This window comes from Klenkia sp. AC732 (assembly GCF_979256525.1).
This window is the reverse complement of record NZ_CEEDOS010000021.1, coordinates 35,037-59,953: the sequence shown is the minus strand read 5'-3', so window position 1 is coordinate 59,953 and position 24,917 is coordinate 35,037. Positions and strand designations below refer to the sequence as shown.

The 24,917-nt window shown below is 69.5% G+C and carries 32 protein-coding genes; 29 read left to right on the top strand and 3 right to left on the bottom strand.

The genetic code is table 11. The features are described 5' to 3' along the window. The first annotated feature begins 21 nt into the window (after positions 1-21). The gene (locus AC0IVP_RS12030) at positions 22-3,930 is read left to right on the top strand and encodes a DNA-directed RNA polymerase subunit beta' (RefSeq protein ID WP_056289230.1); all 3,909 of its coding nucleotides are present in this window, start codon (positions 22-24) and stop codon (positions 3,928-3,930) included. 125 nt (positions 3,931-4,055) lie between these two features. On the opposite strand, the gene AC0IVP_RS12025 is transcribed toward AC0IVP_RS12030, so the two are convergent. The 3 genes from AC0IVP_RS12025 to AC0IVP_RS12015 form a co-directional block, all read right to left on the bottom strand. Then, the gene (locus AC0IVP_RS12025) at positions 4,056-5,147 is read right to left on the bottom strand and encodes an LLM class F420-dependent oxidoreductase (protein ID WP_235564388.1); all 1,092 of its coding nucleotides are present in this window, start codon (positions 5,145-5,147) and stop codon (positions 4,056-4,058) included. Positions 5,148-5,247: 100 nt separating this feature from the next. Then, complete coding sequence (locus AC0IVP_RS12020) at positions 5,248-5,484, bottom strand: hypothetical protein (RefSeq protein ID WP_056289227.1); 237 nt, start codon at positions 5,482-5,484, stop codon at positions 5,248-5,250. A gap of 56 nt (positions 5,485-5,540) precedes the next feature. Beyond that, positions 5,541-6,518 carry a chymotrypsin family serine protease gene (locus tag AC0IVP_RS12015; protein ID WP_471756764.1) on the bottom strand — a complete coding sequence of 326 codons (978 nt, stop codon included), beginning with the start codon at positions 6,516-6,518 and terminating at the stop codon, positions 5,541-5,543. Positions 6,519-7,177: 659 nt separating this feature from the next. On the opposite strand from AC0IVP_RS12015, the gene rpsL reads away from it, so the two are divergent. From rpsL to map, 28 genes are all read left to right on the top strand, one after another. Continuing rightward, positions 7,178-7,552 carry a 30S ribosomal protein S12 gene (rpsL, locus tag AC0IVP_RS12010; RefSeq protein WP_055764615.1) on the top strand — a complete coding sequence of 125 codons (375 nt, stop codon included), beginning with the start codon at positions 7,178-7,180 and terminating at the stop codon, positions 7,550-7,552. Next, positions 7,552-8,022, top strand: a complete 471-nt coding sequence (gene rpsG, locus AC0IVP_RS12005; RefSeq protein ID WP_056289219.1) for a 30S ribosomal protein S7 — start codon at positions 7,552-7,554, stop codon at positions 8,020-8,022. The genes rpsL and rpsG overlap by 1 nt, the downstream gene beginning before the upstream one ends. 107 nt (positions 8,023-8,129) lie before the next feature. Then, positions 8,130-10,217, top strand: coding sequence for an elongation factor G (gene fusA / locus AC0IVP_RS12000; protein ID WP_056289217.1), 2,088 nt, complete (start codon positions 8,130-8,132; stop codon positions 10,215-10,217). Between the two features lie 101 nt (positions 10,218-10,318). Next, the gene (gene tuf / locus AC0IVP_RS11995) at positions 10,319-11,512 is read left to right on the top strand and encodes an elongation factor Tu (protein WP_056289215.1); all 1,194 of its coding nucleotides are present in this window, start codon (positions 10,319-10,321) and stop codon (positions 11,510-11,512) included. Between the two features lie 125 nt (positions 11,513-11,637). Continuing rightward, on the top strand, positions 11,638-11,943 hold the full coding sequence (gene rpsJ, locus AC0IVP_RS11990) for a 30S ribosomal protein S10 (RefSeq protein ID WP_014742859.1): 306 nt from the start codon (positions 11,638-11,640) through the stop codon (positions 11,941-11,943). Between the two features lie 13 nt (positions 11,944-11,956). Further along, positions 11,957-12,622: a 50S ribosomal protein L3 gene (gene rplC / locus AC0IVP_RS11985; protein WP_056289211.1), complete on the top strand. Its 666-nt coding sequence runs from the start codon at positions 11,957-11,959 to the stop codon at positions 12,620-12,622. Continuing rightward, positions 12,619-13,380, top strand: coding sequence for a 50S ribosomal protein L4 (rplD, locus tag AC0IVP_RS11980; RefSeq protein WP_471756762.1), 762 nt, complete (start codon positions 12,619-12,621; stop codon positions 13,378-13,380). The genes rplC and rplD overlap by 4 nt, the downstream gene beginning before the upstream one ends. Further along, positions 13,377-13,679, top strand: coding sequence for a 50S ribosomal protein L23 (rplW, locus tag AC0IVP_RS11975; protein WP_014742856.1), 303 nt, complete (start codon positions 13,377-13,379; stop codon positions 13,677-13,679). Before rplD ends, rplW begins: the two co-directional genes overlap by 4 nt. 55 nt (positions 13,680-13,734) lie before the next feature. Next, positions 13,735-14,568 (top strand): 50S ribosomal protein L2, encoded by an 834-nt coding sequence (gene rplB, locus AC0IVP_RS11970; protein ID WP_056289203.1) that lies wholly within the window; start codon positions 13,735-13,737, stop codon positions 14,566-14,568. A 23-nt stretch (positions 14,569-14,591) separates the two neighbouring features. Further along, a complete protein-coding gene (gene rpsS / locus AC0IVP_RS11965) occupies positions 14,592-14,873 on the top strand; it encodes a 30S ribosomal protein S19 (protein ID WP_055764633.1) in 282 nt (93 codons plus the stop codon). A gap of 20 nt (positions 14,874-14,893) precedes the next feature. After that, the gene (gene rplV, locus AC0IVP_RS11960) at positions 14,894-15,370 is read left to right on the top strand and encodes a 50S ribosomal protein L22 (RefSeq protein WP_056289199.1); all 477 of its coding nucleotides are present in this window, start codon (positions 14,894-14,896) and stop codon (positions 15,368-15,370) included. After that, a complete protein-coding gene (gene rpsC / locus AC0IVP_RS11955; RefSeq protein ID WP_056289193.1) occupies positions 15,370-16,290 on the top strand; it encodes a 30S ribosomal protein S3 in 921 nt (306 codons plus the stop codon). Before rplV ends, rpsC begins: the two co-directional genes overlap by 1 nt. A gap of 3 nt (positions 16,291-16,293) precedes the next feature. Continuing rightward, entirely contained in the window at positions 16,294-16,710 is a 417-nt protein-coding gene (rplP, locus tag AC0IVP_RS11950) for a 50S ribosomal protein L16 (RefSeq protein ID WP_056289191.1), read from the top strand. Then, on the top strand, positions 16,710-16,943 hold the full coding sequence (gene rpmC / locus AC0IVP_RS11945) for a 50S ribosomal protein L29 (RefSeq protein WP_055765175.1): 234 nt from the start codon (positions 16,710-16,712) through the stop codon (positions 16,941-16,943). Before rplP ends, rpmC begins: the two co-directional genes overlap by 1 nt. Beyond that, positions 16,940-17,239 carry a 30S ribosomal protein S17 gene (gene rpsQ / locus AC0IVP_RS11940; RefSeq protein WP_056289188.1) on the top strand — a complete coding sequence of 100 codons (300 nt, stop codon included), beginning with the start codon at positions 16,940-16,942 and terminating at the stop codon, positions 17,237-17,239. The genes rpmC and rpsQ overlap by 4 nt, the downstream gene beginning before the upstream one ends. A gap of 205 nt (positions 17,240-17,444) precedes the next feature. Further along, on the top strand, positions 17,445-17,813 hold the full coding sequence (gene rplN, locus AC0IVP_RS11935) for a 50S ribosomal protein L14 (protein ID WP_014377983.1): 369 nt from the start codon (positions 17,445-17,447) through the stop codon (positions 17,811-17,813). Positions 17,814-17,815: 2 nt separating this feature from the next. Then, the gene (rplX, locus tag AC0IVP_RS11930) at positions 17,816-18,151 is read left to right on the top strand and encodes a 50S ribosomal protein L24 (RefSeq protein ID WP_056290210.1); all 336 of its coding nucleotides are present in this window, start codon (positions 17,816-17,818) and stop codon (positions 18,149-18,151) included. 5 nt (positions 18,152-18,156) lie between these two features. Beyond that, positions 18,157-18,741, top strand: coding sequence for a 50S ribosomal protein L5 (gene rplE / locus AC0IVP_RS11925; protein ID WP_056289185.1), 585 nt, complete (start codon positions 18,157-18,159; stop codon positions 18,739-18,741). A 19-nt stretch (positions 18,742-18,760) separates the two neighbouring features. Further along, on the top strand, positions 18,761-18,946 hold the full coding sequence (locus AC0IVP_RS11920) for a type Z 30S ribosomal protein S14 (protein ID WP_014742845.1): 186 nt from the start codon (positions 18,761-18,763) through the stop codon (positions 18,944-18,946). 154 nt (positions 18,947-19,100) lie between these two features. Next, complete coding sequence (gene rpsH / locus AC0IVP_RS11915) at positions 19,101-19,511, top strand: 30S ribosomal protein S8 (protein ID WP_056289182.1); 411 nt, start codon at positions 19,101-19,103, stop codon at positions 19,509-19,511. Between the two features lie 12 nt (positions 19,512-19,523). Continuing rightward, positions 19,524-20,063 carry a 50S ribosomal protein L6 gene (gene rplF, locus AC0IVP_RS11910; protein ID WP_056289179.1) on the top strand — a complete coding sequence of 180 codons (540 nt, stop codon included), beginning with the start codon at positions 19,524-19,526 and terminating at the stop codon, positions 20,061-20,063. Next, on the top strand, positions 20,063-20,479 hold the full coding sequence (gene rplR / locus AC0IVP_RS11905) for a 50S ribosomal protein L18 (RefSeq protein WP_056290207.1): 417 nt from the start codon (positions 20,063-20,065) through the stop codon (positions 20,477-20,479). Before rplF ends, rplR begins: the two co-directional genes overlap by 1 nt. Positions 20,480-20,510: 31 nt before the next feature. Continuing rightward, complete coding sequence (gene rpsE, locus AC0IVP_RS11900) at positions 20,511-21,170, top strand: 30S ribosomal protein S5 (RefSeq protein WP_471756760.1); 660 nt, start codon at positions 20,511-20,513, stop codon at positions 21,168-21,170. Between the two features lies 1 nt (position 21,171). Then, positions 21,172-21,354 carry a 50S ribosomal protein L30 gene (gene rpmD / locus AC0IVP_RS11895; RefSeq protein WP_056289172.1) on the top strand — a complete coding sequence of 61 codons (183 nt, stop codon included), beginning with the start codon at positions 21,172-21,174 and terminating at the stop codon, positions 21,352-21,354. A 13-nt stretch (positions 21,355-21,367) separates the two neighbouring features. Next, complete coding sequence (rplO, locus tag AC0IVP_RS11890; RefSeq protein ID WP_056289169.1) at positions 21,368-21,811, top strand: 50S ribosomal protein L15; 444 nt, start codon at positions 21,368-21,370, stop codon at positions 21,809-21,811. Positions 21,812-21,998: 187 nt separating this feature from the next. Continuing rightward, positions 21,999-23,309 (top strand): preprotein translocase subunit SecY, encoded by a 1,311-nt coding sequence (gene secY / locus AC0IVP_RS11885; protein ID WP_056289164.1) that lies wholly within the window; start codon positions 21,999-22,001, stop codon positions 23,307-23,309. Next, a complete protein-coding gene (locus AC0IVP_RS11880; RefSeq protein ID WP_056289161.1) occupies positions 23,309-23,935 on the top strand; it encodes an adenylate kinase in 627 nt (208 codons plus the stop codon). The genes secY and AC0IVP_RS11880 overlap by 1 nt, the downstream gene beginning before the upstream one ends. Before the next feature lie 67 nt (positions 23,936-24,002). Continuing rightward, positions 24,003-24,806 (top strand): type I methionyl aminopeptidase, encoded by an 804-nt coding sequence (map, locus tag AC0IVP_RS11875; protein ID WP_056289157.1) that lies wholly within the window; start codon positions 24,003-24,005, stop codon positions 24,804-24,806. Positions 24,807-24,917 lie beyond the last annotated feature (111 nt).

Sequence of the window (24,917 nt, the reverse complement as noted above, 5' to 3'; positions counted from 1 at the left end):
GCCCCGGAAAGGGGTAATCAGTTGCTCGACGTCAACTTCTTCGACGAACTGCGCATCGGCCTCGCCAGCGGTGACGACATCCGCCAGTGGTCCCACGGCGAGGTGAAGAAGCCGGAGACCATCAACTACCGGACCCTGCGTCCGGAGAAGGACGGTCTCTTCTGCGAGAAGATCTTCGGTCCCACCCGGGACTGGGAGTGCTACTGCGGCAAGTACAAGCGCGTCCGGTTCAAGGGCATCATCTGCGAGCGCTGCGGCGTCGAGGTGACCCGGGCCAAGGTCCGTCGTGAGCGCATGGGGCACATCGAGCTCGCCGCCCCGGTGACCCACATCTGGTTCTTCAAGGGCGTGCCGTCGCGGCTGGGCTACCTGCTCGACCTGGCGCCCAAGGACCTCGAGAAGATCATCTACTTCGCGGCCTACCTGATCACGACCGTCGACGACGAGGCCCGCCACCGGGACCTCCCCACCGTCGAGGCCGAGATCAGCGCCGAGAAGCACAACCTGGAGAGCCGTCGCGACGCCGACGTGGAGGGTCGCCAGCAGAAGCTGGAGGCCGACCTCGCCGAGCTCGAGGCCGAGGGCGCCAAGTCCGACGTGCGCCGCAAGGTGCGCGAGGGCGGCGAGCGCGAGATGCGCCAGATGCGTGACCGCGCCCAGCGGGAGATCGACCGTCTCGACGAGGTCATGGACACCTTCCGCAAGCTCGAGGTCAAGCAGCTCATCTCCGACGAGGGCCTGTACCGCGAGCTGCGCGACCGCTTCGGTGAGTACTTCGAGGGCGGCATGGGCGCGGCTGCGCTGCAGAAGCTGCTCAAGGACTTCGACCTCGACGCGGAGTCGGTCTCGCTGCGCGACACCATCCGCAACGGCAAGGGCCAGCGCAAGCTCCGTGCGCTCAAGCGCCTCAAGGTCGTCGCGGCGTTCCAGCAGACCCGCAACTCGCCCATGGGCATGGTGCTGGACTGCGTCCCGGTGATCCCGCCGGACCTGCGCCCGATGGTGCAGCTGGACGGTGGCCGCTTCGCGACCTCGGACATGAACGACCTGTACCGCCGCGTGATCAACCGGAACAACCGGCTCAAGCGCCTGCTGGACCTGGGTGCCCCGGAGATCATCGTCAACAACGAGAAGCGGATGCTCCAGGAGTCCGTGGACGCGCTGTTCGACAACGGTCGCCGTGGCCGTCCGGTCACCGGTCCGGGCAACCGTCCCCTGAAGTCCCTGAGCGACCTGCTCAAGGGCAAGCAGGGCCGGTTCCGCCAGAACCTGCTGGGCAAGCGCGTCGACTACTCCGGTCGTTCGGTCATCGTCGTCGGCCCGCAGCTGAAGCTGCACCAGTGCGGTCTGCCCAAGCAGATGGCGCTGGAGCTCTTCAAGCCCTTCGTGATGAAGCGGCTCGTGGACCTCAACCACGCCCAGAACATCAAGTCGGCCAAGCGGATGGTCGAGCGTGCGCGCCCGGTCGTGTGGGACGTGCTGGAAGAGGTCATCACCGAGCACCCGGTGCTGCTCAACCGTGCACCGACGCTGCACCGTCTGGGCATCCAGGCCTTCGAGCCCCAGCTGGTCGAGGGCAAGGCCATCCAGATCCACCCGCTCGTGTGCACCGCGTTCAACGCGGACTTCGACGGTGACCAGATGGCGGTGCACCTGCCGCTGTCGGCCGAGGCGCAGGCCGAGGCCCGGATCCTGATGCTGAGCTCGAACAACATCCTGAGCCCGGCCGACGGTCGTCCGATCACCGCGCCCACCCAGGACATGGTGCTGGGGCTCTACCACCTGACCACCCTGAAGGCGTCCGGCCACGAGCCGGCCGAGGGTGAGCTCAAGGAGGCCTACTCCTCCACGTCCGAGGCCGTCATGGCCTACGACCGTGGTGCCCTCGGCATCCAGGAGCGCGTCTGGATCCGCCTCGCGGAGGTCTTCGGCGTCGACAACGGCCCGAAGAACGACGCGTGGGAGGCCCCCGAGGGCTGGGAGCCGGGTCAGCCCGCGCTGGTGCACACCAGCCTGGGCCGGGTGCTGTTCAACGAGGCGCTCCCCGAGGACTACCGCTTCGTCAACTACCAGGTGCCGAAGAAGGAGCTCGGGGCGATCGTCAACGACCTCGCCGAGCGCTACCCCAAGGTGCAGGTCGCGGCGACGCTGGACGCCCTCAAGGCGGCCGGGTTCCACTGGGCCACCCGCGCGGGCATCACGATCGCCATCGACGACGTCGTGACCCCGCCGGCCAAGGCGGCCATCCTCGAGCGTCACGAGGACGAGGCCCGCAAGATCGAGAAGCAGTACGAGCGCGGCGTCATCACCGACTCCGAGCGTCGTGCCGAGCTCATCGAGATCTGGACCCGGGCCCGCGCCGAGGTCAGCCAGGCGATGGTGGACAACTTCCCCACCACCAACCCCGTCTGGGTCATGGTCAACTCGGGTGCCCGAGGCAACATGATGCAGATCAGCCAGATCGCCGGCATGCGTGGTCTCGTCGCCAACCCCAAGGGCGAGATCATCCCGCGGCCCATCAAGGCGAACTTCCGCGAGGGTCTGTCCGTGCTGGAGTACTTCATCTCCACCCACGGCGCCCGCAAGGGCCTGGCCGACACCGCGCTGCGCACCGCCGACTCCGGGTACCTCACCCGTCGTCTGGTGGACGTGTCGCAGGACGTCATCATCCGCGAGGAGGACTGCGGGACCGAGCGCGGCGTGCTCATGCCGATCGGCACCGTCGTCGACGGCACGGTCACCCGTGACGCCCACGTGGAGACCAGCGTCTACGCCCGCGCCCTGGCTGCGGACGTCGAGGCCTCGGACGGGACGGTCGTCGCGACGGCCGGCTCCGACCTGGGCGACGTCCTCATCGCCGAGCTGGTCGACGCCGGCATCAGCGAGGTCAAGGTCCGCTGCGTGCTGACCTGCGAGTCGCTGCTGGGCACCTGCGCCACCTGCTACGGCCGGTCGCTGGCGACCGGCAAGCTCGTGGACGTCGGCGAGGCGGTCGGCATCATCGCCGCCCAGTCGATCGGCGAGCCCGGCACGCAGCTGACGATGCGCACCTTCCACACCGGTGGTGTGGCCGGTGACGACATCACCCACGGTCTGCCCCGCATCGTCGAGCTCTTCGAGGCCCGTGTCCCCAAGGGCAAGGCCCCGATCGCCGAGCTGGCCGGCCGGGTCTCCATCGAGGACGGCGAGCAGTTCCGCAAGCTCACCATCACCCCCGATGACGGCTCCGACGACGTCGTCTACGAGAAGCTGTCGCGTCGTTCGCGGCTGCGGGTCGAGGACGGCGGCCACGTCGAGGTCGGCGAGCAGCTGACCGAGGGTGCTGTCGACCCGCACGAGGTGCTCCGGATCATGGGCCCGCGCGAGGTGCAGCTGCACCTGGTGCGCGAGGTCCAGGAGGTCTACCGCAGCCAGGGCGTGTCGATCCACGACAAGCACATCGAGGTGATCATCCGCCAGATGCTGAAGCGGGTGACCATCATCGACTCGGGTGCCACCGAGTTCCTGCCCGGTGCCCTCGTCGAGCGGACGCTCTTCGAGACCGAGAACCGTCGGGTGGTGTCCGAGGGCGGCGAGCCGGCCTCGGCCCGTCCGGTCCTCATGGGGATCACCAAGGCGTCGCTGGCGACGGAGTCGTGGCTGTCCGCCGCCTCCTTCCAGGAGACGACCAAGGTGCTCACCGACGCCGCGATCCAGGGCAAGAGCGACAGCCTGCTCGGGCTCAAGGAGAACGTGATCATCGGCAAGCTCATCCCGGCCGGCACCGGGATCAGCCGCTACCGCAACATCACGGTCGAGCCCACCGAGGAGGCCCGCGCCGCGGTCTACACGATGGCGGGCTACGACGACGGGCAGTACTACAGCCCGGACGTCTTCGGCTCCGGCACCGGTGAGGCCGTGCGCCTGGAGGAGTACGACTGGCGGAGCTGACGGCAGGCTCCCGTCAGGGAGCCTGACCCAGCACGTGGGAGAGGCCCCGCAGACCACCCGGTCTGCGGGGCCTCTCTGCGTCCGGGGTCGCCCGCGTGAGCGTCACGTGACGCAACACCGGCCGGTCAGTGGCAGAGCCGGGCCATGGTCTCGACGGTCGCCCGCCGACCCTCCCGGCTGTCGTCCAGCGGCTGGCAGGTCAGCACCGTGACCCCGGCCTCGGCGAAGGCGGCGATCCGCTCGGCCACCCAGGACTCCGGCCCGACCAGTGACACCGCCCGGACCAGGTCCTCGGGCAGTGCGGCCGCCGCCTCGTCCTTCCGGCCGGACAGGTAGAGGTCCTGCACGGTCGCGGCGGCCTCGGCGTACCCGTAGCGGACGGCGAGGTCGTTGTAGAAGTTCTTCCCCCTGGCACCCATCCCGCCGACGTAGAGGGCCAGGGCCGGACGGACGGCGTCCAGCAGGTGGTCGACGTGCTCGCCGATGGCCACCGGGACACCGGCCACGATGCCCAGCTCGCCGAGGGCGGGGTCGCGACGGGCCCGCCCGGCGGTCAGCGCGTCCCCCCAGACGTCCGCTGCGCGCTCGGGGTGGAACCAGATGGGTTCCCAGACCTCGGCGATCTCCGCGGCCAGCTCGACGTTCTTGGGGCCGATCGCGGCCAGCATGACCGGGATGCGCTCCCGGACCGGGGTGTTGATCAGCTTGAGCGCCTTGCCCAGGCCGGTGCCTTGGTCCGCGGGCAGGGGAACGGTGTACTTGGGGCCGGCGTGCTCCAGCTTCTCGCGGCGCCACACCTGCCGGCAGATCTCCACCAGCTCGCGCGTGCGGGCCAGCGGTGCGTCGTAGGGGACGCCGTGCCAGCCCTCGACGACCTGCGGCCCCGAGGCGCCCAGACCCAGGGTGAACCGGCCACCGGACACGAAGTCCAGGCCGGCCGCGGTCATCGCCGTCAGCGCCGGGGTCCGGCTGTACAGGGGGAGGATCCCGCTCATCAGCTCGACCCGCTCGGTGACCGCGGCGAGGTAGCCGAGCTGGCTGACCGCGTCGAAGGTGTACACCTCCGCGCAGACCGCCACGTCGAGGCCGACCTGCTCGAGGTCGGCGATCTCGCTCGCGGTCTGCCGGAAGTCCCCTGCGTAGGCCGCCTGGATGCCGATGCGCACGTGTGCCCCCTCGCCGGCGGCGACGATCGCCGTCTGCCGGCACTGTGACACGCGCCTCCTCCCGGCGGCGAGCTCATGCAGGAGCGGGTGTCGCGGAGTGCGTGGGCTGGTGGAGCGGGTGTGGTGGACGGCGGGTGTCGGGGGAGCGGGGTCAGGTCGCGGGCAGGGCCCGGACGCCGCCGATCACCTGGGTGACGACCCTGACGCCCGAGACCGTCCCCGGTACGCGCGAGCCCGCACCGCTGTCGGTCAGGTCGACGCGGACCACGTACTCGGTGTCCCGCCGTGCCAGCCCCACGCCCACGACGCCGGGTTCGGCCGCCAGCCGTGCAGCGAGCTCGGTCTTGGCCGCACGGGCGGCCGAGCGGTCCGGGTGGGCAGCGGTCATGCACCCATGGTCCACCCGGGAAGCGGTCCTGCCCAGACCTCACCCGGCTGGACGGGTCAGCCGGCGACCCACTCCAGCCCCAGCACGTCCAGGACGGTGGCCAGCGGGTTGGCGAAGGTGACGCCCCCGCCGTTGGCCCCACCCGTCGTCGAGCCGGCGAACAGCAGGCCCAGCGCGGCCCGGTCCCGGCTGCGCCAGATGACCGAGCCGGAGTCACCGCCCTCGCTGAAGGAGCCGGTGCGGCCCTCGATCTCGATCTGGTCGTCGAAGGTGTAGACGCCTTCGTCGTACTGCACGCCGACCCCGTCGACCTCGACGGCGGTGATCCGGCCGTGGGTGTGGCCGGTGGTCCGGCCGACCTTCTCGACGTCCTCGTCGGGGTCCACGTCCAGCGCGGCGGCGACGATGCCCAGCAGCGGGCCACCCGGGTAGCCGGCCGGGTCGGCGTCCACCCCGTCGTCGAGGGCGGCGACCGCGGCGTCCACGAGGTTGCCGGTGGCCGAGAAGCGCTGGGCGGCCGTGAGCACGCCGACACGGTCCTGTGCGGTGCCGCCGTCCGCCGGCCCGGGCTGCAGGACCGGGTCCCCGACGGTGGCCAGGTCGCTGTCGGCCAGCACGTGGTTGTTGGACAGCACGAGCAGCCCGCCCGCCCCGGCGCGACGCACGAAGCCTCCCAGCGTCCCGGCCGTCACGTCCCGCTGGGCGATCGACAGACCCGGCACCAGCGGGCGGGTGCGGCGTTGCAGCTGCTCGGGTGTGGGGGAGGTGAGGGGGCGGACGGGGCCGATCACCCGGACGTCGACCTCGCTGCGTGCAGCCTCGCCGAGCCCCTCGAGCACGCGGGCCGCGTCGGTCTCGGCCACCAGCCGGACCGCGAGGTGCACCTGGCCCGGCCCGACGGGGGTCAGCCCGAGCGCCACGCCGCTCCAGTCCGAGCCCGAGGGGACGCCACTGGCCACCACCGACCCGGGAGGCGCCTCGGAGAGCCGGCGGGACAGCAGGGCCTTCAGCTCGCGGGCGGAGTCGACGTGCACGGTGGCCTCCTGGGGGCGGTCCAGCCGGGTGGGTCCCGGGCCGGTGTGACCGTTCGACTCCCGACGGTAGGGGGAGGGTCTGACAGGAGCGATCGGGCGGCCCGGCGGTCGCGTCACCTGACACGGGGCCGGGGGCCGGGTATCGTCGCCTCTGGTTTGGTCCCGGCCGGCCGCTGCCCGGGGTCCCCCCTCGCAGTGGCCGGGCACCCAGGGACCGTCGTCTGCACCACGTCCGGCCTCCGGGTACCGGTGGTGCACGACGTCGGTCACGGTGCCCAGCGCAGGCGTGACGGACCCGGCTTTGACCGGGTCCACCCGCCCGGGTATCGTGGTCAGCCGTGCCCAGGGAGACCTGGGACTGCTCCCGTTCGCGGCGCACCTGTGTGCCCGGTCGGTCCTCGGACCGCCTGGTCACAAGGGGTTCCAGCCCGCTGGCTCACGCCGCGGACTGACTGCCCGGTGCACCAGGCGCGAGGGGCGACCGAGTCCGGCTCACCCGCTGGCCGATCCACGCACGAGGCGACACGCCCGAGTGCGGGGGTCGGACGACAGGCCTGGGCGGACCCGGGAGCAGCACCAGTGAGACCCAGGCACCACGGCACTCAGCACCGCACTCATCCACAGCACGACCCAGCGCAGGCAGGAGATCAAGGCCACCCATGCCCACGATCCAGCAGCTGGTCCGCAAGGGCCGCGAGGACAAGGTCGAGAAGACCAAGACCCCGGCGTTGAAGGGATCCCCTCAGCGCCGCGGCGTGTGCACGCGCGTCTACACGACGACGCCGAAGAAGCCGAACTCGGCGCTGCGCAAGGTCGCTCGCGTCCGGCTGACCAGTGGCGTCGAGGTCACCGCGTACATCCCCGGTGTCGGTCACAACCTGCAGGAGCACTCCATGGTGCTCGTGCGTGGTGGCCGAGTGAAGGACCTCCCCGGCGTCCGTTACAAGATCATCCGTGGCTCCCTGGACACCCAGGCGGTCCGCGGTCGCAAGCAGGCTCGCAGCCGGTACGGCGCGAAGAAGGAGAAGAGCTAATGCCGCGCAAGGGCCCCGCGCCGAAGCGTCCGCTCGTCGTCGACCCGGTGTACCAGTCGCAGCTGGTCACCCAGCTCGTCAACAAGGTGCTCGTCGACGGCAAGCGCTCCATCGCCGAGGCGATCGTCTACGGCGCCCTCGAGGGCGTCCGGGCCAAGAACGACACGGACCCGGTCGTGACCCTCAAGCGTGCGCTGGACAACGTGAAGCCCGCCCTCGAGGTGCGCAGCCGCCGCGTCGGTGGCGCCACGTACCAGGTGCCGATCGAGGTCCGTCCCTCGCGCAGCACCACCCTGGGCCTGCGGTGGCTCATCCAGTACAGCCGCTCGCGTCGTGAGAAGACCATGACCGAGCGCCTCATGAACGAGCTGCTCGACGCCAGCAACGGCCTCGGTGCCGCGGTCAAGCGCCGCGAGGACACGCACAAGATGGCCGAGTCGAACAAGGCCTTCGCGCACTACCGCTGGTGACCACCGGCGGCTGGTGACACCCACCAGCGCCACCAGCCGCCACCCCGCGGCGCCCCCGGGCAGACCCCCGGGCCCCGCGATCAGGACCCAGAGCAGGAGGAACACCCATGGCCGACCTCGTTAAGACCCGGAACATCGGGATCATGGCGCACATCGACGCCGGCAAGACCACCACCACCGAGCGGATCCTCTTCTACACCGGGATCAACTACAAGATCGGTGAGGTCCACGACGGCGCGGCCACCATGGACTGGATGGAGCAGGAGCAGGAGCGCGGCATCACCATCACGTCCGCCGCGACGAAGTGCACCTGGAACGGCTTCGACATCAACATCATCGACACCCCCGGGCACGTCGACTTCACCGTCGAGGTGGAGCGTTCGCTCCGCGTGCTCGACGGTGCCGTCGCCGTCTACGACGGTGTCGCCGGTGTCGAGCCGCAGACCGAGCAGGTGTGGCGTCAGGCCGAGAAGTACGGCGTCCCGCGCATGTGCTTCGTCAACAAGCTCGACCGCACCGGTGCGAACTTCTTCCGCTGCGTCGACATGATGGTGGAGCGGCTCGCCGCCAACCCGCTGGTCCTGCAGATCCCGATCGGTGCCGAGGGCGACTTCATCGGTGTCGTCGACCTGGTCGAGATGCGCGCTCTCACGTGGCGTGGTGAGACCAAGCTCGGTGAGGACTACGCCGTCGAGGAGATCCCGGCGGAGCTGGCCGACCAGGCCGCCGAGTACCGGACCAAGTTCCTCGAGAACCTGGCCGACTTCCACGACGACATCATGGAGTCCTACCTCGGTGGTGAGGAGATCTCCGTCGCGACCCTCAAGGCCGCGATCCGGAAGTCCACCATCGCCGGCGAGGTCAACCCGGTCGTCACCGGCTCGGCGTTCAAGAACAAGGGCGTCCAGCCCATGCTCGACGCCGTCACCGACTACCTCCCCAGCCCGCTGGACGTCGAGGCGATCGTCGGCACCGCGCTGGACGGCGAGACCGAGGTCCTGCGTCACGCCGACGAGACCGAGCCCTTCTCGGCTCTGGCCTTCAAGATCCAGACCGACCAGCACCTGGGCAAGCTGACCTACATCCGCGTGTACTCCGGGCGCCTCGACGCCGGGTCCCCGGTGCTGAACAGCACCAAGGACCGCAAGGAGCGGGTCGGCAAGATCTACCAGATGCACGCCAACAAGCGCGAAGAGCGTGCGGGCGTCGGCGCCGGCGAGATCGTCGCCGTCAACGGCATGAAGGGCACGACCACCGGTGACACCCTCTGCGACCCGCAGAAGCCCGTCATCCTCGAGTCGATGACCTTCCCCGCGCCGGTCATCTCGGTGGCCATCGAGCCGAAGACCAAGAGCGACCAGGAGAAGCTGGGCACGGCGATCCAGAAGCTCGCCGAGGAGGACCCCACGTTCCAGGTCCGCCTGGACGAGGAGACCGGTCAGACGGTCATCTCCGGCATGGGCGAGCTCCACCTGGAGATCCTGGTCGACCGCATGCGGCGTGAGTTCAACGTCGAGGCCAACGTGGGCAAGCCCCAGGTCGCCTACCGCGAGACCATCCGCGGCACGGTCGAGCGCTACGACTACACGCACAAGAAGCAGACCGGTGGTTCCGGCCAGTTCGCGAAGGTGCAGATCGCCCTGCAGCCCCTCGTCATGAGCGGTGACTCGGCGACCTACGAGTTCGAGAACAAGGTCACCGGTGGCCGCATCCCCCGGGAGTACATCCCCTCGGTGGACGCCGGCATGCAGGACGCCATGCAGTACGGCATCCTCGCCGGCTACCCCATGGTCGGGGTCAAGGCCACGCTGCTCGACGGCGCGTACCACGAGGTCGACTCCTCGGAGATGGCCTTCAAGATCGCCGGGTCGATCGCCTTCAAGGAGGCGGCCCGCAAGGCCAACCCCGCGCTGCTCGAGCCGATGATGGCCGTCGAGGTCGTCACGCCCGAGGAGAACATGGGCGACGTCATCGGCGACCTCAACTCCCGCCGCGGCACCATCCAGGCGATGGAGGAGCGTTCCGGCGCCCGCGTCGTCAAGGCCCTGGTCCCGCTGTCGGAGATGTTCGGCTACGTGGGAGACCTGCGCAGCCGCACCCAGGGACGGGCGAGCTACACCATGGTGTTCGACACCTACGCTGAGGTCCCGTCGAACGTCGCCAAGGAGATCATCGCCAAGGCGACCGGAGAGTGACCGGGCCGGGCCGCAGCTCCTAGGCGGCCCGACCCAGCGGGCGCCCGCCCGCACCCCAGACTCAGCAGCTGACTGCGAATCACACTTCAGAGAGGAACCCAGTGGCCAAGGCCAAGTTCGAGCGGACCAAGCCGCACGTCAACATCGGCACCATCGGGCACATCGACCACGGGAAGACGACGCTCACCGCGGCGATCACCAAGGTCCTGCACGACAAGTACCCGAACCTCAACGAGGCGTCTGCGTTCGATCAGATCGACAAGGCGCCCGAGGAGAAGGCGCGTGGGATCACGATCTCCATCGCCCACGTCGAGTACCAGACCGAGAACCGCCACTACGCGCACGTCGACTGCCCCGGGCACGCCGACTACATCAAGAACATGATCACCGGTGCCGCGCAGATGGACGGCGCGATCCTGGTGGTCGCGGCGACCGACGGCCCCATGCCGCAGACCAAGGAGCACGTGCTCCTGGCCCGCCAGGTGGGTGTCCCCTACATCGTCGTCGCGCTGAACAAGTCCGACATGGTCGACGACGAGGAGATCCTGGAGCTCGTCGAGCTCGAGGTCCGCGAGCTGCTCTCCGAGTACGAGTTCCCGGGCGACGACCTCCCGGTCGTGCGCGTCTCGGCGCTGAAGGCGCTCGAGGGCGACGCCGAGTGGGGCGACAAGCTCATGGAGCTCATGGACGCTGTCGACAGCTCCATCCCCGAGCCCGAGCGTGAGATCGACAAGCCGTTCCTCATGCCCGTCGAGGACGTCTTCACCATCACCGGCCGCGGCACCGTCGTGACCGGTCGTGTGGAGCGCGGCATCGTCAAGGTCTCCGAGGAGATCGAGATCGTCGGCATCCGCCCGACCTCGTCGAAGACGACCGTCACCGGCGTCGAGATGTTCCGCAAGCTGCTCGACCAGGGCCAGGCCGGCGACAACGTGGGCCTGCTGCTGCGTGGCATCAAGCGCGAGGACGTCGAGCGCGGCCAGGTCGTCGTCAAGCCCGGCTCGATCACCCCGCACACCAACTTCGAGGGTTCGGTCTACATCCTCTCGAAGGACGAGGGCGGTCGTCACACGCCGTTCTTCAACAACTACCGTCCCCAGTTCTACTTCCGGACGACGGACGTCACCGGCGTGGTCACGCTGCCCTCGGGCACCGAGATGGTCATGCCCGGCGACAACACCGAGATGTCGGTCGAGCTGATCCAGCCGATCGCCATGGAGGAGGGCCTGCGCTTCGCCATCCGCGAGGGTGGCCGCACCGTCGGCGCCGGCCGGGTCGTGAAGATCAACCAGTAGTCCCCCGGTGGGTGGCGGCCCCGACTGGCCGCCACCCACCACCCCGGGTCGTCCCGGGAACCCCCGGGTCAACCGACCCAGTACGTCTTCCAGCAACACCCGATCGGCAGGAGCGAGACAAGGCGATGGCGGGACAGAAGATCCGCATCCGGCTGAAGGCATACGACCACGAGGCCATCGATGCCTCGGCGCGTCGCATCGTGGACACGGTGACGAAGACCGGAGCGCGCGTCGTCGGCCCGGTGCCGCTGCCGACCGAGAAGAACGTGTACTGCGTCATCCGCTCGCCGCACAAGTACAAGGACTCGCGCGAGCACTTCGAGATGCGTACGCACAAGCGGCTCATCGACATCCTCGACCCGACGCCGAAGACGGTCGACGCGCTCATGCGCATCGACCTGCCGGCCTCGGTCGACGTCAACATCCAGTAGGGGCACCGAGACAATGGCGAGCACATTCCGTGGTCTCCTCGGCGAGAAGCTGGGGATGACCCAGGTCTTCGACGAGAACAACCGCATCGTGCCGGTCACCGTGGTCAAGGCGGGCCCGTGCGTGGTCACCCAGGTGCGCACGCCCGAGGTGGACGGCTACTCGGCCGTCCAGATCGGGTTCGGCGCGATCGACCCCCGCAAGGTGAACAAGCCCGAAGGCGGGCACTTCGCCAAGGCGGGCGTCACGCCGCGACGGCACCTGGTCGAGCTGCGCACGAAGGACGCTGCTGACTACACGGTCGGCCAGGAGCTGACCGCTGACGTCCTCGCCGGTCTGGCGACGGTCGACGTGATCGGCAAGAGCAAGGGCAAGGGCACCGCCGGTGTCATGAAGCGCCACGGGTTCAAGGGCCTGGGCGCAGGACACGGCGTCCAGCGCAAGCACCGGTCGCCCGGCTCGATCGGTGGCTGTGCCACCCCGGGTCGTGTCTTCAAGGGCATGCGCATGGCCGGTCGGATGGGTGCGGTCACCACGACCACCCTGTCCCTCAAGGTGCACAAGGTGGACGCGGAGAAGGGACTGGTCCTGATCAAGGGCGCCGTCCCGGGCCCGCGCGGTGGGTTGCTGCTCGTCCGCTCCGCGGTCAAGGGCGGCGCCGTGGGGAGTGACGCGAAGTGACCATCACGACGACCGAGCGGACCGATCGGACCGTCGACGTCCGGACGCCGGCCGGCGAGAAGTCGGGCACGGCCACGCTGCCGGGCGCGCTCTTCGACGCCAACGCCAACGTCTCGCTGATGCACCAGGTGGTGGTGGCCCAGCTGGCTGCCGCCCGCCAGGGCACGCACGCGACGAAGACCCGCGCCCAGGTCAGTGGTACCGGTGCCAAGCCGTACCGCCAGAAGGGCACCGGCCGCGCCCGTCAGGGCTCGTTGCGCGCCCCGCAGTTCGAGGGTGGTGGTGTGTCGCACGGCCCGCAGCCGCGCAACTACGACCAGAAGACCCCCAAGAAGATGAAGGCCGCCGCCCTGCGCGGTGCCCTCTCCGACCGGGCCCGTGAGGACCGCGTGCACGTCGTGTCCGCGTTCGTCGAGGGTGACGCGCCCTCGACCAAGGCCGCTCTGGCCGCGCTGAACACGATCAGCACCGCCAAGCGGGTGCTCGTCGTGCTCGACCGCGACGACGTCCTCAACTGGGTGAGCCTGCGCAACGTGCCGCACGTGCACCTCATCGAGGCCGGCCAGCTGAACACCTACGACGTGCTGTGTGCCGACGAGGTGGTCTTCACCGAGACCGCACTCGCCGAGTACGTGGCCGGTCCCGCCAAGGGCGGACGGGGCCGCGCGAGCAGCTCCGAGCTGCCCGACCTCGAGACCCACGAGATCGACAGCGAGGTGCCGTCCATGGCACCCGCGACCACCGAGGAGAAGGCATGAGCGTCCGCGACCCCCGGGACGTCCTGCTGTCCCCGGTCATCTCGGAGAAGAGCTACGGGCTGCTCGACGAGAACAAGTACACGTTCATCGTCCGCCCGGACGCGAACAAGACGCAGATCAAGATCGCTGTGCAGCAGGTCTTCAACGTGAAGGTCCTCGCCGTCAACACGATCAACCGGCAGGGCAAGCGGAAGCGCTCCAAGGGCGCTGTGATGGGCAAGCGCAAGGACACCAAGCGCGCCATCGTCTCCGTCGCCCCTGGCGACCGCATCGAGCTGTTCGGCGGCCCGGGCGCCTGACGGCGTCCGCGGACCAGCGACTGCACCGAGACCAGACAGGGACTGAGTAGGAACCATGGCCATCCGTAAGTACAAGCCGACGACGCCGGGCCGCCGCGGCTCGTCCGTCGCCGACTTCGCCGAGGTCACCCGCGACCACCCCGAGAAGTCGCTGGTCCGCCCGCTGCACGGCCGGGGCGGCCGCAACGTCCACGGCCGCGTCACCGCGCGTCACCAGGGTGGCGGGCACAAGCGTGCCTACCGCCTCATCGACTTCCGTCGGGCCGACAAGGACGGTGTGCCGGCCAAGGTCGCGCACATCGAGTACGACCCGAACCGCACCTCGCGCATCGCGCTGCTGCACTTCGCAGACGGCGAGAAGCGCTACATCATCGCCCCGGCGAAGCTCAAGCAGGGCGACCTGGTCGAGTGCGGCCCCAACGCCGACATCAAGCCCGGCAACAACCTGCCGCTGCGCAACATCCCGGTCGGCACCGTGGTCCACGCCATCGAGCTGCGTCCCGGTGGCGGGGCCAAGATCGCCCGCTCGGCCGGCACGAGCGTCCAGCTGGTGGCCCGCGAGGGCCGCTTCGCCCAGCTGCGGATGCCCTCGGGCGAGATCCGCAACGTGGACGTCCGCTGCCGCGCCTCCATCGGCGAGGTCGGCAACGCCGAGCAGTCGAACATCAACTGGGGCAAGGCTGGCCGCATGCGGTGGAAGGGCAAGCGCCCCACCGTCCGTGGTGTCGCCATGAACCCGGTCGACCACCCGCACGGTGGTGGTGAGGGGAAGACCTCCGGTGGACGCCACCCGGTCAACCCCAAGGGCAAGCCGGAGGGCCGTACGCGCAAGCGCAAGGCCTCCGACGCGATGATCGTGCGCCGCCGGCGCGCGAACAAGAAGCGCTGAGCGGGTAGAGGAGCCGACAGACAATGCCACGCAGCCTGAAGAAGGGCCCGTTCGTCGATGACCACCTGCTCGCCAAGGTGGACGCCCAGAACGAGAAGGGCACCAAGAACGTCATCCGCACCTGGTCGCGGCGTTCGACGATCATCCCCGACATGCTCGGCCACACCATGGCCGTGCACGACGGGCGCAAGCACGTCCCGGTCTTCGTGACCGAGGCGATGGTCGGGCACAAGCTCGGCGAGTTCGCGCCCACCCGCACCTTCCGCGGGCACGTCAAGGACGACCGCCGGTCGCGGCGCGGCTGAGCGGACGAGGAGAACCTGAGATGACTTCCCAGCTGGGGACCGACGCACCGGTCGCCCGGGCCACGGCCCGGTTCGTCCGCGTCACCCCGATGAAGGCGCGTCGCGTGATCGACATGATCCGCTACCTGCCCACAGACGAGGCGCTCGCGCTGCTGCGCTTCGCCCCGCAGACGGCCAGCGAGCCCGTGGCCAAGGTCGTCGCCTCGGCGGTGGCCAACGCCGAGCACAACCTGCAGCTCGACCCGGCCGCGCTGGTCGTCAGCGCCGCCTACGTCGACGAGGGCCCGACGCTCAAGCGGATCCGTCCGCGGGCCCAGGGTCGCGCCTTCCGCATCAACAAGCGGACCGCGCACATCACCGTCGAGGTCAGTGAGGTCGCCTCGAGCGCCGAGCTGGCCCTGCGGTCCCGCAAGGCCCGCCGTCAGACCGGCCAGACCGGCCCGGCCACCCAGACCGGGCAGCCGACGCAGTCCAACTCGAAGGGAGGGACCCGCTAGTGGGTCAGAAGGTCAACCCGCACGGGTTCCGCCTGGGCATCACCACGGACTACAAGTCCCGCTGGTTCGCCGACAAGCAGTACGCGGAGTACGTCAAGGAAGACGTCGCCATCCGCAAGCTGATGGGCAAGGGCATGGAGCGCGCTGGCATCTCGAAGGTCGAGATCGAGCGCACCCGTGACCGCGTCCGCGTCGACATCCACACCGCCCGCCCGGGCATCGTCATCGGGCGTCGTGGCGCCGAGGCCGACCGCATCCGCGGCGAGCTGGAGAAGCTCACCGGCAAGCAGGTGCAGCTGAACATCCTCGAGGTGAAGAACCCCGAGTCCGACGCGCAGCTGGTCGCCCAGGGCGTCGCCGAGCAGCTCTCCAGCCGTGTCAGCTTCCGTCGTGCGATGCGCAAGGCCATGCAGTCGGCCCAGCGCAGCCCGCAGGTCAAGGGCATCCGGGTCCAGTGCTCCGGGCGTCTGGGTGGCACGGAGATGAGCCGGTCGGAGTTCTACCGCGAGGGTCGTGTGCCGCTGCACACGCTGCGCGCGAACATCGACTACGGCATCTACGAGGCCCGCACGACCTTCGGACGGATCGGCGTCAAGGTCTGGATCTACAAGGGTGACGCGAGCGGCTCCCGTGCCGAGCGCGAGGCCCTGCAGGCCCTGGCCCAGCGCCAGGAGCGTCGCGAGCGGGCCCAGCGTCCGCGCCGGTCGGGTTCGACCGGCACCACCGCCGGTGGCACCGAGGCCGGCCGCGCTGCGGCCGCCCCGGGCACCGGTGCCCCTGAGCAGCCCGCCGAGGACGCCGCCGTCACCACGGTGGAGCCCACGGTCGAGGCCGCTCCCGCGCAGAGCGTCGGCGAGGCCGTCGGCGCCGAGGGCACCGCGACCGCGCAGGCCGCGGGTGCCGAGACCACGGAGGGCTGACAGATGCTGATCCCGCGTCGCGTCAAGCACCGCAAGCAGCACCGTCCCGACCGCACTGGTCGGGCCAAGGGCGGCACCGCGATCAACTTCGGCGAGTACGCGATCCAGGCTCTCGAGCCCGCCTACGTGACGAACCGTCAGATCGAGTCCGCTCGTATCGCCATGACCCGCCACATCAAGCGTGGCGGCAAGGTCTGGATCTCCATCTACCCGGACCGTCCGCTGACGAAGAAGCCCGCCGAGACCCGCATGGGTTCGGGCAAGGGCTCGCCCGAGTGGTGGGTCGCCAACGTGAAGCCCGGCCGCATCATGTTCGAGCTGTCCGGTGTCGACGAGCCCATCGCCCGCGAGGCGATGCGCCGCGCCATCCACAAGCTCCCCATGAAGTGCCGCTTCATCACCCGTGAAGGAGAGGTGTGATGGCTGCCGGCCTCACTGCCCCGGAGCTCCGTGAGCTCTCGGTGGACGAGCTCGCCACGCGTCTGCGTGAGTCGAGGGAAGAGCTGTTCAACCTGAGGTTCCAGGTGGCCACCGGCCAGCTGGACAACAACCGGCGACTGCAGACCGTCCGCCGCGACATCGCCCGGATCTACACGATCATGCGCGAGCGCGAGCTGGGTCTGTCGGTCGCACCGAGCGAGGGTGTGGCATGAGCGAGACCACCAACGAGGCCGTCGCCTCGGGTCCCGGCCTGGCCGGGCGCGGCTACCGCAAGGTCCGTGAGGGCCTGGTCGTCAGTGACAAGATGGACAAGACCATCGTCGTCGAGGTCGAGGACCGCGTGAAGCACGCGCTCTACGGCAAGGTGCTGCGCCGTACCAGCAAGCTCAAGGCGCACGACGAGGCGAACACCGCCGGCATCGGCGACCGTGTCCAGATCATGGAGACGCGCCCCACCTCGGCCACCAAGCGCTGGCGCCTGGTGTCCGTCGTGGAGAAGGCCAAGTAAGAACCAGTCCGTCGCGGCCACGACCCCGGTGATGACCGGGGGAGTGGCCGCGCGTACTCTGGACGACTGGCGCACCCGAGGGTGTGCCCCATCCGGGACCTGACGGCCGGCGGCGAGAGCCGCCGGCTGTCGCACGTGAGTCCCGACCGCCGCTTCACCACCAGGACCCGGCGGTCACCGAGCAGACAGATTCAGGAGCAGAGCTGTGATCCAGCAGGAGTCGCGACTGCGCGTCGCCGACAACACCGGTGCCAAGGAGATCTTGTGCATCCGTGTTCTCGGCGGCTCGGGTAGGCGCTACGCGGGCATCGGCGACGTGATCGTCGGCACCGTGAAGGACGCCCTCCCGGGCGCAGGCGTCAAGAAGGGCGACGTCGTCAAGGCCGTCATCGTCCGGACCGTGAAGGAGCGTCGTCGTCCCGACGGCTCGTACATCCGGTTCGACGAGAACGCAGCCGTCATCATCCGCGACAGCGGCGACCCGCGTGGGACCCGCATCTTCGGGCCCGTCGGTCGTGAGCTTCGCGACAAGCGCTTCATGCGGATCATCTCGCTCGCCCCGGAGGTGTTGTGACCATGGCTGAGAAGACCCCGTCTCTCAAGGTCAAGAAGGGCGACCAGGTCGTCGTCCTGTCCGGCAAGGACAAGGGGGCGAAGGGCCGCGTCATCGCCGCCTTCCCCAAGACCGGCAAGGTGCTCGTGGAGGGCATCGGCCGCGTCAAGAAGCACACCCGCGTGAGCACCAGTCAGCGCGGCGCCCAGTCGGGCGGGATCGTGACGCAGGAGGCCGCCATCCACGTGAGCAACGTGATGGTCATCGACTCCGATGGCACCCCGACCCGCATCGGCCACCGCAAGGACGAGGACGGACGCAGCATCCGGGTCTCGAAGCGTTCCGGTAAGGACCTCTGATCACCATGAGTGCACCCACCCGTGAGCTGCCCCGGCTGCTCGCCCACTACCGCTCGGACATCGCGCCGGCGCTGATGAGCGAGTTCGGCTACAGCAACGTCATGCAGATCCCCGGTCTGACGAAGATCGTCGTCAACATGGGCGTCGGCGAGGCCACCCGCGACGCGAAGCTGATGGACGGTGCGGTCCGCGACCTCACCGCCATCACCGGCCAGAAGCCGGCCGTCGTCCGGGCCCGCAAGTCCATCGCCCAGTTCAAGCTGCGCGAGGGCATGCCCATCGGCGCGAAGGTCACCCTCCGGGGCGACCGCATGTGGGAGTTCCTGGACCGGCTGCTGAGCCTGGCCCTGCCCCGCATCCGCGACTTCCGTGGCCTGTCCTCGACCCAGTTCGACGGACACGGCAACTACACGTTCGGCCTGACCGAGCAGTCGATGTTCCGCGAGATCGACGTCGACCGGATCGACCGCCCGCGTGGCATGGACATCACGCTGGTCACCACCGCCACGAACGACGAGGAGGGTCGCGAGCTGCTCAGCCTCCTGGGCTTCCCCTTCGCCGGCCGGCCCGTCGTGCAGACGACCCGCTGACCCGGGACGAGGAGACACCATGGCCAAGAAGGCGCTCGTCAACAAGGCGGCTCGTACGCCCAAGTTCAAGGTGCGGGGTTACACCCGTTGCCAGCGTTGCGGTCGTCCGCACGCGGTCTTCCGCAAGTTCGGCCTGTGCCGGATCTGCGTCCGGGAGATGGCCCACGCGGGCGAGCTGCCCGGCGTGACCAAGTCCAGCTGGTGACCTGACCGGTGCCGGGCCCGCCTCGTGCGGGTCCGGCACCGGAGCCGGTCCGGGCACCCGTCCGGACGGCACCGCACCTCCCCTGCACCACCGATCGCCGAGAGGCCCGCGCGAGACGCGTGCGGAACCGCGGTGAGAGAGGCACGACCGACACATGACGATGACCGACCCGATCGCGGACATGCTCACGCGGATCCGCAACGCCAACTCGGCGTACCACGACGCAGCGGCCATGCCCTCGTCGAAGCTGAAGACCAAGGTCGCCGAGATCCTCCAGCAGGAGGGCTACATCGCCGGCTGGAAGGTCAACGACGTCGAGAAGGACGGCCAGACCCGCAAGGAGCTGGTGGTCGACCTGAAGTACGGCCCCAACCGTGAGCGCAGCATCGCCGGTGTCCGGCGCGTGTCGAAGCCCGGTCTGCGGGTCTACGCGAAGTCCACCGCACTGCCCAAGGTGCTCGGCGGCCTCGGGGTGGCGATCATCTCCACCTCGACCGGTCTGCTGACCGACAAGCAGGCGAACAAGAAGGGCGTGGGTGGGGAAGTCCTCGCCTACGTCTGGTAAGGGGAGCTCGAGATGTCACGGATCGGACGACTCCCGGTCACGGTGCCCGGTGGGGTCGACGTCGCGATCGACGGCCGCACGGTGAACGTGAAGGGCCCCAAGGGCGCACTGAGCCACACGGTGGCCCAGCCCATCTTCGTCGAGAAGAGCGACGACGGTGCGCTGCTCGTGCAGCGCCCCGACGACGAGCGTGAGAGCCGTGCGCTGCACGGTCTGTCCCGCACTCTGATCGCCAACATGATCACCGGCGTCACCGAGGGGTACTCCAAGACCCTCGAGATCGTCGGCGTCGGCTACCGCGTGCAGGCCCGCGGCTCGGACCTCGAGTTCGCGCTCGGCTTCAGCCACCCGGTGCTCATCAAGGCCCCCGAGGGGATCACCTTCACCGTCGAGGCCCCGACCCGTTTCCGGGTCGCCGGCATCGACAAGCAGCTGGTTGGCGAGGTCTCCGCCAAGATCCGCAAGCTCCGCAAGCCCGACCCGTACAAGGGCAAGGGCGTGCGGTACCAGGGCGAGGTCATCAAGCGCAAGGTCGGGAAGACGGGCAAGTGATGGCACAGACACAGACCAACGAGAAGGCGTCCCGGGTGCACAAGCCCGTGGGCACCGACGCCAGCACCGCGCGTCGCACCTCGCGACTGCGCCGACACAACCGGCTCCGCAAGCGCGTCGCCGGTACCGCCGAGCGTCCGCGCCTGGTGGTCAAGCGCAGCTCGCGCCACGTGCACGTGCAGGTCGTGGACGACACCCAGGGGCGCACCCTGGTGCACGCCTCCACGATGGACGCCAGCCTGAAGGGCGCTGCGGGCGACAAGTCCGCCCTCGCCCGTCAGGTCGGCGCGCTGGTGGCCGACCGCGCCAAGGCCGCGGGGATCACCGCCGTCGTCTTCGACCGTGGTGGCAACCGGTACGCCGGCCGCCTCGCGGCGCTGGCCGACGGTGCCCGCGAGGGCGGGCTGGACTTCTGATGACTGACACGAAGATCGAGAGGGACCTCTGATGCCAGGACCACAGCGACGCGGCGGTGGCGCCGGCGGTGCCGGTGGCGCCGGCGGCGGACAGGGCGGCCAGGGCGGTCAGGGCGGCAACGACCGCCGCGACCGTCGTGACGGCGGGGGCCGCGGCCCCGGCGGTCCGGCCGAGAAGAGCCAGTTCCTCGAGCGGGTCGTGGCCATCAACCGTGTGTCCAAGGTCGTCAAGGGTGGTCGTCGCTTCAGCTTCACCGCCCTGGTGATCGTGGGCGACGGCGACGGCACCGTGGGTGTCGGCTACGGCAAGGCCAAGGAGGTGCCCGCGGCGATCGCCAAGGGCGTCGAGGAGGCCAAGAAGCACTTCTACCGGGTGCCTCGCATCGCCAGCACCATCCCGCACCCCGTGCAGGGTGAGGCGGCGGCCGGTGTCGTGCTGCTCAAGCCGGCCAGCCCGGGTACCGGCGTCATCGCCGGTGGCCCGGTGCGTGCCGTGCTGGAGTGTGCCGGGATCCACGACGTGCTCTCCAAGAGCCTCGGGTCCTCGAACCCGATCAACATCGTGCACGCCACGATGCAGGCCCTGAAGGACCTCGTCCGTCCCGAGGAGATCGCGGCCCGCCGCGGTCTGCCCCTCGAGGACGTCGCGCCGGCCGCCATGCTGCGGGCCCGTGCGGGACAGGGGGCCTGACGTGAGCCAGATCAAGGTCACCCAGACCAAGTCGGCGATCGGGACCAAGCCGAACCAGCGCCAGACGCTGCGTTCGCTGGGTCTCAAGCGGATCAACGACTCCGTCGTGCAGGAGGACCGTCCCGAGATCCGCGGGATGGTCGCGACGGTGCCGCACCTGGTCACCGTCGAAGAGATCAGCTGAGCAGGGGAAGACGATGACTCTGAAGGTCCACCACCTGCGTCCCGCCCCGGGCGCCCACACCAAGAAGACCCGCGTGGGTCGTGGTGAGGGCTCCAAGGGCAAGACGGCCGGTCGCGGCACCAAGGGCTCGGGCGCTCGTGTCCAGGTCTCGGCCCGCTTCGAGGGTGGTCAGACGCCGCTGTTCATGCGTCTGCCCAAGCTCTCCGGCTTCACCCCGCGGAACAAGGTCGTCTTCCAGGTCGTGAACCTGGACAAGATCGCCTCGCTGTTCCCGAACGGCGGGTCCGTCAACCCGGACACGCTGGTCGAGGTCGGCGCCGTGCGGCGCGGCCAGCCCGTCAAGGTCCTCGGGACCGGCGAGCTCGGCAGTGTCAATGTCACCGTGCACGCGCACGCCTTCTCCGCCTCCGCGGCTGAGAAGATCGCCGCGGCCGGGGGCAGCACCACCCAGATCTGACCGCCGACGACCCCCGGGGTGCACCTGCGCCCCGGGGGTCGTCTGCTGCCCGGCCCCGCCTCCGGCGGAGACCGGCACCACCGGGACGTCGTCGCCGACGTCACGGCAGCCTCCCCTCCGGGGACAGCCCGCCGTCGAGGCCTCCCGGCCCGTTGCTAACCTCACACGACCGACTCGGGGAGGGCACGTGCTGCAGGCGTTCGCCGCGGCGTTCCGGACGCCAGACCTCCGGCGCAAGATCCTGTTCTCCCTGGCTATCATCGCCGTGTACCGGCTGGGCGCCAGCGTCCCCGGTCCCGGTGTCTCCATCGAGGCCATCAACAGCTGTCTGGACCAGGCGCAGGCCTCCGACCAGCGAGACGTCTACTCGCTGGTGAACCTGTTCTCCGGTGGGGCGCTGCTGAGACTGTCGATCTTCGCGCTCGGGATCATGCCGTACATCACGGCCAGCATCATCGTGCAGCTGTTGGTCGTGGTCATCCCACGCTTCGAGCAGCTGAAGAAGGAAGGGCAGTCGGGACAGCAGAAGCTGACCCAGTACACCCGTTACCTGACCATCGCGCTCGCGGTCCTGCAGAGCACCGGGATCATCGCCCTGGCCCGCAGCGGCCAGCTGTTCCCGAACTGCGCCCAGGACCTCATCCCCTCGGACTCGATCTGGACCACCGTCGTCCTGGTCATCGCCCTCACCGCCGGCACGGCCGTGATCATGTGGCTGGGCGAGCTGCTGACCGAGAAGGGGATCGGCAACGGCATGTCCGTGCTGATCTTCACCTCGATCGCCGCACGCATCCCCGCCGAGGGCGGGTCGATCCTGCAGACCCGCGGTGGCCTGATCTTCGGCCTGGTCTGCGTGCTGGCGCTGGTGGTCATCGCCTCGGTCGTCTACGTCGAGCAGGCGCAGCGGCGCATCCCCGTGCAGTACGCGAAGCGCATGGTCGGTCGCCGGATGTACGGCGGCACGTCGACGTACCTGCCCCTGAAGGTGAACCAGGCCGGTGTCATCCCGGTCATCTTCGCCTCCTCGCTGCTGTACCTCCCGCAGCTCATCAGCCAGCTGCAGGGTGACTCGACGGGCGCGGTACGACGGTTCTTCGAGAACTACGTCATCAACCAGTCCAGCCCGGTGCACATCGCCATCTACTTCGGGCTGATCGTCTTCTTCACGTACTTCTACGTGTCGATCACGTTCAACCCGGAGGAGCGCGCCGAGGACATGAAGCGCTACGGCGGCTTCATCCCCGGCATCCGTCCGGGCCGGCCCACCGCCGAGTACCTGCAGTACGTGCTCTCCCGGATCACGCTGCCGGGCTCGATCTACCTGGGGCTGGTGGCAGTCTTGCCCAACCTGTTCCTCTCGGTGACCCAAGAGGGGCAGAACCAGAACTTCCCGTTCGGCGGGACCGCGGTGCTGATCATGGTGGGAGTGGGCTTGGAGACGGTGAAGCAGATCGAGACGCAGCTGAACCAGCGCAACTACGAAGGGTTCCTGAAGTAGTGCGCGTCGTCCTGCTGGGGCCGCCCGGCGCGGGCAAGGGCACCCAGGCGCAGATCATCGCCGGTGAGCTCGGCGTCCCGGCCATCTCGACCGGAGACATCTTCCGGGCCAACGTGTCCGGCAAGACCGAGCTCGGCGAGAAGGCCAAGGCCTACATGGACGCCGGCGACCTCGTCCCCGACGAGATCACCGTGGCCATGGTCAGCGACCGGCTGGCCGAGCCCGACGCAAAGGCGGGCTTCCTGCTCGACGGGTTCCCCCGGACGATCGCGCAGGCCGAGCAGCTGCGGGACTCCCTGGTCGACCTGGGGCAGCACCTGGACTGTGTCCTGGAGCTCGTCGTCGAGGAGGACGAGCTGGTGCGCCGCCTGTCGGGTCGCGTCGTGATCGTCGACGGTCAGCCCGTGCAGCGCGGTGACGACAAGCCCGAGACCGTCCGGCACCGGCTGGACGTCTACCGGGAGCAGACCGCTCCGCTGTCGGGTTGGTACCGCCAGGAGGGGCTGCTCGCGACGATCGACGCCATCGGCGAGATCGGCGAGGTCACCGGGCGTGCCCTGGAGGCGCTGCGAGGTGCCGCCGGCTCCGACGACGACGGGACGGCCGGACAGCCCGCACGGCGATGACGGGGGTCGAGCCGTGAGCGCTGGGCTCTTGTCCCGTCTGCCGCTGCTGGCGAAGTGGAGTGGACGCATGATCCAGATCAAGACCGCGCACGAGATCGAGCTGATGCGGGCGGCGGGGCTGGTGGTCGCCGGCGCCCTGGCTGCGGTGCGCGCCGGGGTGGCGCCCGGGGTCACCACGGGTGAGCTGAACGCCATCGCCGAGGACCACATCCGCAGCGCGGGGGCCATCCCCTCGTTCTTGGGGTACCACGGGTTCACGGGGTGCATCTGCGCCTCGATCAACGCCGAGATCGTGCACGGCATCCCGGCTTCCAGCCGAGTGCTGGAGCTCGGGGACAACATCTCCATCGACTGCGGCGCGATCCTGCAGGGGTGGCACGGTGACTCGGCCATCACGGTGACGGTGGGGGAGCCCTCCGCCGAGGACGCGGCCCTGATGGCGGCGACCGAGCAGTCCATGTGGGCGGGGCTGGCCAGGGCTGTGGTCGGTGGCCGGCTGACCGACATCAGTCACGCCGTCGAGGAGTCGATCTCGGCGCACGAGCACGACTACGGCATCGTCGACCACTACGGCGGCCACGGCATCGGCACCGAGATGCACCAGGACCCCCACGTGCTGAACTACGGGCGCGCCGGTCGTGGACCCAAGCTCGTCCCGGGGCTCGCCCTGGCCATCGAGCCGATGGTCACCGTCGGGTCGCCGGACACCCTCGAACTCGAGGACGGGTGGACCGTGGTGACCAAGGACGGTTCGCGGGCCGCCCACTTCGAGCACACCGTCGCGATCACGCCCGAAGGCCCCTGGGTCCTCACGGCGGAGGACGGCGGGGTGGCGGGTCTCGCGCCCTTCGGCATCACCGCCCGCACCTGAGGCAGTCCTCCGTCCCCGGTCCTCCTCGACACCGTCGAGGCGGGTCGCGGGGGTCACCTGCACCGGGGTTGGAACGGGTGAGGCTGGCGGGGTACAGTGACCGCTGGCGTT